2 protein-coding genes are annotated in these 6,665 nt (G+C 41.2%); one reads left to right on the top strand and one right to left on the bottom strand.

Annotation, left to right across the window (positions count from 1 at the left end; all coding sequences use genetic code 11):
- On the bottom strand, positions 1 to 3,212 hold a 3,212-nt coding region (locus tag BV372_RS17035; protein WP_086687686.1), incomplete at its 3' end, for a DUF4347 domain-containing protein.
- A gap of 1,645 nt (positions 3,213 to 4,857) precedes the next feature.
- Here BV372_RS17035 and kdpA point away from each other — a divergent pair.
- Positions 4,858 to 6,558, top strand: a complete 1,701-nt coding sequence (kdpA, locus tag BV372_RS17025; RefSeq protein ID WP_086687684.1) for a potassium-transporting ATPase subunit KdpA — start codon at positions 4,858 to 4,860, stop codon at positions 6,556 to 6,558.
- Positions 6,559 to 6,665 lie beyond the last annotated feature (107 nt).

The raw sequence follows: 6,665 nt of genomic DNA, 5'->3' as shown, positions 1-6,665 counted from the left end.
TCAACATAGTAGATGTCATCGCCATCACCGCCCACTAAGCTATCATTGCCTGTACCACCATCAAGAATATCGTTGCCTGCACCACTGATGAGAGTGTCATTCCCGTCGCCACCATACAGACGATCCTTGCCTGTACCACTTTCAAGGCTGTCATTGCCGCCAAAGCCATAGAGGAAATTATCGCCTTCCCCACCCAACAGCAAGTTGTTGGCATTATTTCCTCTGATAATATTGTTGAGAGCGTTGCCGACAGCGTTAATTGCAACATCACCTGTGAAAATGAGATTTTCTACATCAGTACTTAAGGTGTAGCTGGATGATGCATATACTGTATCAATACCACCATTAATATTTTCCTTAATCGCATCATTGACATTATCAACGTAGTAGATGTCATCGCCATCACCGCCCACCAAGCTATCATTACCTGTACCACCATCGAGAACATCGTTCCCTGCGCCACCAGTGAGAGTGTCGTTGCCATCCCCACCTTTGAAGTTATCATTACCCTCGCCACCGTTGAGTTTGTCTGCACCTACTCCACCTAGAATAGAGTCATTACCAGTGCCGCCTATTGAGTTAATTGTGCCTGCAAAACTTCTAAAATCGAAGTTCTCAAAGTTTGAAACCACTACCCCAGGAATGCCTTGGAATTGATTGCTGGGATTACTTAAATCAATAGTAACTATGTTGGCGCTACTACCACCACTGAGAATGAAGGTATCTATTCCAGTCCCACCATTAATGGTGTCATTTTGTTGGAGATTTGTAATATTAGCACTCACCCTATCTAAGCCATCTTTGCCATCAAAAATATCTGTTTTGGTTGTAGCTACAAATGCCTCGTTGGCGCTTGTACCAATAAAGATATTCACTGGGTTAATGGTAATGCCAGCAGTCTCGATATCCGTACTGAATGGTGTTGTACCACCACCAGCAGCAGTATTGACACCAGTAGCGCCGCTAGCTAAACCATCTGTTCCATCCCATCCACGAAACTTGATCTCAGCTGTACCGTTGGAGTTAGTAGCGGGGACAAAGCGGACTCTGCTATTTGTCTGAAGTGCTATATTTTTCAGATTAACATCTGCTTGTGCAGAGGTAGTATTATCACCTAAGAAGATGAAGTTAGTTCTTTCGTAGGGGTCATAGGGTAGGGATGTTCCTAACGGACCAGCAGATGTGTGGTCAAATGCTGTGTAGTTACGTAGAGAACCTGTGAGAATTGGTGCTGTTCCACCCGCAGCAAATAGATAATACGTGTTACCTTTAATTGTTAAATCGTAGTGAGTGAGTGTACTCATGGTGTTGTATGAGACACTCTCTGTAGCACTGTGAGTAAACAGTGTTTTAGTCGGACCCGAAGGCGCATTCGGCCCATCATTTTGTGCCCAAATTTGATTTCCCCAAAAGCCAAGTTCAATTGCTTTGGTATTATCACTAGTCACAACAGTGACGCTGAAACCTGCCCGGTCTTGAATTCCATCACCGTTATCATCTTTGTTATGGCTTTCGCTGTTGATTTTGAGATCGAAACTCACTGTAAAGCCTTTATTAGCATCAAGAACGGGCAATGCAGGGTTCAGCTGAATTGGGAGACCAGCATTGTAGTTGCTGTAACCAGCCCCCCCAGACTGGGTACTAACTAGTTTAGTTTCATAACCAGTTGTAGTCTGAACAATGCTTTGAGTCCCACCAACAGGCACGCTACTTCCGAGTGCGGGTGAAGCTCCAAACTGGAGCCAGCCTTGGGTGTTGGGTGTGCTAGCTAAGGAGCTATTGTATAAAGGTACTAAACCTGTCAGGAGCGTAGCTGAAGTATTCGAGACAAAACCGAAGTCAGTCCAACCAGTACCGCCATCAATGGAGTATTGCCATGTACCGTTGCCAGTCAGTTCAGTTACAGCAATACCTTGAGTATTGTTATTGATATCCGATATGCGATTTTTAATCAGGTCGGCAACCAAAATTCCACTGTTACTTTCCTTGGGAATATTTTGATAAATGGTAGGTAAACTCGGATTACCCGCTATATCCAGCACAGGAGCGCTGTTAACACGCAAGCTATTGATCCAAGTAGTGTTAACTCCACCATTGGCTAAACCGGGATTAGCACCCGCAGAAACAAAATCAATTGACCAGTTGTTAGCAACAGTAGCACCTGAGGCCGTATTACTTAGGTAAGCACTAGCTTGTCCCACTGGCGGGAATAAAGGCTCCGCAGGAGTAGTTCGGGGAAATTTATATATTTCAGTACTGCTATTGTTGATTAGCCGAGGCGTATCTGTAGTACTACTTTTATCAAACGCACCCGTTGCGCTATTCCAGCCTGTATTACGAGTAACTGCAAACAGTCCAGTATTATTCAGTGATGATATTTGTAGTACATAATCCCCAGTTGTGGGATTATAAGTTAAGTCCGGAGTAATAGTGGCATCAACATCAGCGCCGTTATACAGCACAATTAAAGTGCCAGCTTTCAATGAACTAAAGCCAGAGCCAGACAAAGTTATGTCTAGCGTGCCATTGCCATCAACCAATTTGTGACCTTGCAGGTTGAGATTATCGGTAACAACTAGAATTTCAACCCATTCTTTCCCACCACTGCTACCTTGGGAAAATTCATTGATAATTACGTCACCAGCATTGGCTAAAACAGAATTGTAAGCCTGCATTACCTCCGGTTGAAATGCAAGAGGAGCTTTTATTTCCCCAGTGCTAAAGTCTAAATCCCAATTACCGCCTAAAGCTGCACTTCCGATTTTGTCAGTGGAAGCAGCAATATTTGCCCCAGTCAGTAGGCTAATCTGCTGTACAAATTTTGTACCTTCTTTGCTTGCCACATCACAGCCGTAAAGCAAGATATCAGCATCATCGGTTAAAGCATTTGCCCACTGCTGCAACTGATCCCCATAAAAGTTTAAATTATCAGCATTTAGTTGAGTTGCCCCCAGATATAAGCTGGCTTCACTGCCGTGGGAGACAATGTGAACTGATTTAAATTTACCTGTTGCCAGTGACTCAGTGATTTGTGCGACACCATCTTTTGTAGAGTCAAGAATCATTACTTGATAGCCTGGTTTTATCTCAGCAATCAGGCTTTGATAATAAATAACAGATGTGTCTATAAAGACAATATCTTTAATTTGAAGTTGTAGTACATTAGCAAAATAAGTATGGGTTTGAGAATTTCTCTTTTCTACTAGTTTCATGATGATTACACTCGGTAAATAAAACTCTGACTACAGTAGTCGCTGACTCTAGATAGTTAAATTGCTCGTGAGAACATAAACAGCAGCAAATAGGAAGCGTATGGCCCGCCATACGCTTGCATCCCCAACTGAAATTGGTAACTAAAACTTTGCTTTATCGCTATGAATGCAAATCTAACTCAGTACACTCCAGATGGAATACCATTTTTAGAAAAATTAAGCTTTTTATTAGATAATTTTATGAAATAAATATTACAAAAACTACTGTGTTTTTACGGTACAGAGTCGAATGTACTTGAGCGTGAGATTGAGCAACAAATTACAGAACTCAGCTTGGCTGCTAATTGCAGTTACAAGGAAGATGTTGGGAATAAAGTTGCTGAGTGGTAAATTTCCAATAAATTCATAATCTTTACAAAATCAGAGTGAAAACTTTTAAATTTTTAAGAGAAAATATTAAAATCTCAATTTTTGCGCTAATACATCAATAGTTCTGCTGCTACTAATGCTTTTGGAATCGTTAAAATTTTGGCTTGAGTGCGTTAGTCCTTGATGTTGCCGTAGGCATCGCCTACCTCTAACTTGTGTAAGATAAGCTAATATGCGTCTAGATTGTACATTTTTGCGTTAAGACTGTCCTTGTTACTTGGTTATCTGTCCTTTGAAATACAAATGACTAATGACAACCCTCTCCTGTAGGAGACGCTGTACGAACACGAGAAATATACAACTTCAATCCGTAACAGCTTAGTTGTTATTAGGCTTATAGCTGTGCTTGCTTACCAGCGATTGATAACTGCGTAATTTTGGTAGTTGCGTCGGCTGAATATCCTATTTAACAGGAATACTTAGGTTGTAAACAATCAATTTATTAGGGCAGAATCAGCCAACTATCTACTTCAATTTTAGATTTTCAATTTGGGATTCTGAATTGGACAATTGTTTCAGTTAAAATCTAAAATCTGTCTTGAAAAGTTTGCTCAAGTGAGGGAAAACTTTTGGCAAGTTGCTGATAAGGGAAACCACACCATTTCCTACAACGAGGAAAACCCCCGTAACTGAACGGTTCTCCAAGACTATGCTGCTCATCATGCAACTTTGCACAAAATCAAAAATTGATTGACTAATAAGTAGTATGAAAATTAATTTAATGTTTATGCAGCCAAAATCCGCAATAATCACTCTTTTATAGGTAGGATTAATTGCGTTTATGATCTGAGATTTGATAGCTGGGAGAAATAGCAGTAACTATTTTCGCCAAAAATTTTAAATATGCAATATAATTTTTTGCTAACTTCAGTTTCTGCTGACAGCCAGGTATCCAATACTGTGTCAGCTTATACTTTACAAGCTGAGACTGATGTAATAAAAATATCATGAGCCACTGTATAGATGAATATATACAAGTAGCAACATCAGAAAATGTATTGTATAAACAAATAGTAGTCTAGAGAGCAATAAATGATAAAAAGTAAAATTTAAATATTCTTGATAAAAACTTCAAAAACTATCTGGAAATAGTAAAAGAAAAAGCTACTAAATCTAGATTAATAAATTGAGTTTATATGAGACATTGTTAGGTAGTTGATGTATTAATTGTCATAATTAGCTATCTAGAACTTAAATTTAATTGAGTAGGAAATACATGGGACAAGGCTTTTTACAAATTGGGTTAACGCTATGTATTGTCATAGCAATTACATCTGTGTTTGGAAGATACATAGCACGTGTCTTTCAAGGAGAAAGGACAGTACTTGACTCCTTAATGAATCCTATAGAACGAGGCATCTACGCACTAGCGGGTGTCAGGCGGAACGATAACATGACCGGTTGGCAGTATGCCAGGGCGCTACTGTACAGCAACCTCGTCATGGGCATTGTAGTGTATTTGTTGATATTTTTTCAGAGGTTGTTACCGTGGAATCCCAATGGCTTCGGTGCGCCCACTTGGGATACGTTACTGCACACCACCATTTCATTTGTGACCAATACTGACCAACAACACTACTCTGGCGAGACTACATTAAGCTATTTTAGTCAGGTAGCGGCTTTAGGTTTTGTGATGTTCACTTCAGCTGCCACTGGTTTGGCGGTAGGAATTGCCTTCATTCGCGGATTGACAGGCAAGAAGTTGGGGAACTTTTATGTCGATCTCACTCGTGCCATTACGCGAGTATTATTACCCATATCGGTGATTGGGGCGATCGCTTTACTGATATTAGGCGTACCGCAAACATTAGCCCAAACCCTAGTAGTGAAAAATTTAGAAGGAGGAACGCAGTATATAGCTAGAGGTCCAGTAGCATCTTTTGAGATGATCAAAATGTTGGGCGAGAATGGCGGCGGGTTTTTTGGCGTTAACTCCGCTCACCCCTTTGAAAATCCCAATGGTGCTTCTAATTTAATAGAGATCATAGCCATGATTTCTATTCCCGCAGCCTTAATTTACACCTATGGTGTATTTGCTAATAACATCAAACAAGCTTGGCTGCTGTTTTGGATGGTGTTTGTAATTTTTGTTGTCTTGGTTGGAGTGACAGCAACCGCTGAATTACAAGGTAATCCCCTCATTAATGCCACCTTAGGAATAGAATATCCAAATTTAGAAGGTAAAGAAGTTCGATTTGGCTGGGCACAAACAGCACTGTGGGCAGTCATGACTACCGCTACCATGTCTGGTGCTGTCAACGGAATGCACGATTCCTTAATGCCGCAAGGATTATTTTCGACTTTATTCAATTTGTTTGTTCAAATCATCTGGGGAGGTCAGGGGACTGGAATAGCTTACCTATTGATTTATGTAATTCTCACTGTGTTTTTGACTGGGTTAATGGTAGGGCGCACCCCAGAATTTTTAGGACGAAAAATTGAAAAACGGGAAATTATTCTCGCCAGTATAGTATTACTGGTACATCCAATAGCTATATTAATTCCCAGTGCGATCGCCTTAGCCTACCCAATTTCCTTATCTGGAATTACCAACCCTGGTTTTCACGGCATTTCCCAGGTGGTTTATGAATATGCCTCAGCCGCTGCTAACAACGGTTCCGGGTTAGCAGGGTTAGCCAATACCCAACCAGCGCCTACAGCCTTATGGTGGAATTTGAGTTGCCTATTTCCCCTGTTAGCAGGACGCTACATTCCGATTATTGCCATCCTGCTACTAGCTGATAGTATGTCTCGTAAACAAATAGTGCCCGAAACCCCCGGTACTCTGAGAACTGATTCTCTACTATTTACTTGTGTCACAGCTGGGGTAACTCTAATTTTAGGCGTGCTGACTTTTTTCCCTGTTTTGGCTTTAGGGCCCATAGCAGAGGGTTTTAAATTAGCCTCTGGCAGCTAGAAGAATTACGGAGATTGAGGTAGTATCGGGAGTTTTCTTCTCCATCTCCTCATCTCCCCCCTCCCCCCCATCTCTCTCCCTGCCCCACCCCTCACTCACTAAATCTA

It is taken from the genome of Nostoc sp. T09 (assembly GCF_002154695.1).
GTDB lineage: Bacteria > Cyanobacteriota > Cyanobacteriia > Cyanobacteriales > Nostocaceae > Aulosira.
This window is presented reverse-complemented; position numbering and strand designations above follow the sequence as displayed.

What these genes read in the sequence shown, in the direction of transcription:
- kdpA (WP_086687684.1), top strand. Translation starts at nt 4,858, where the DNA reads ATGGGACAAGGCTTTTTACAAATTGGGTTAACGCTATGTATTGTCATA.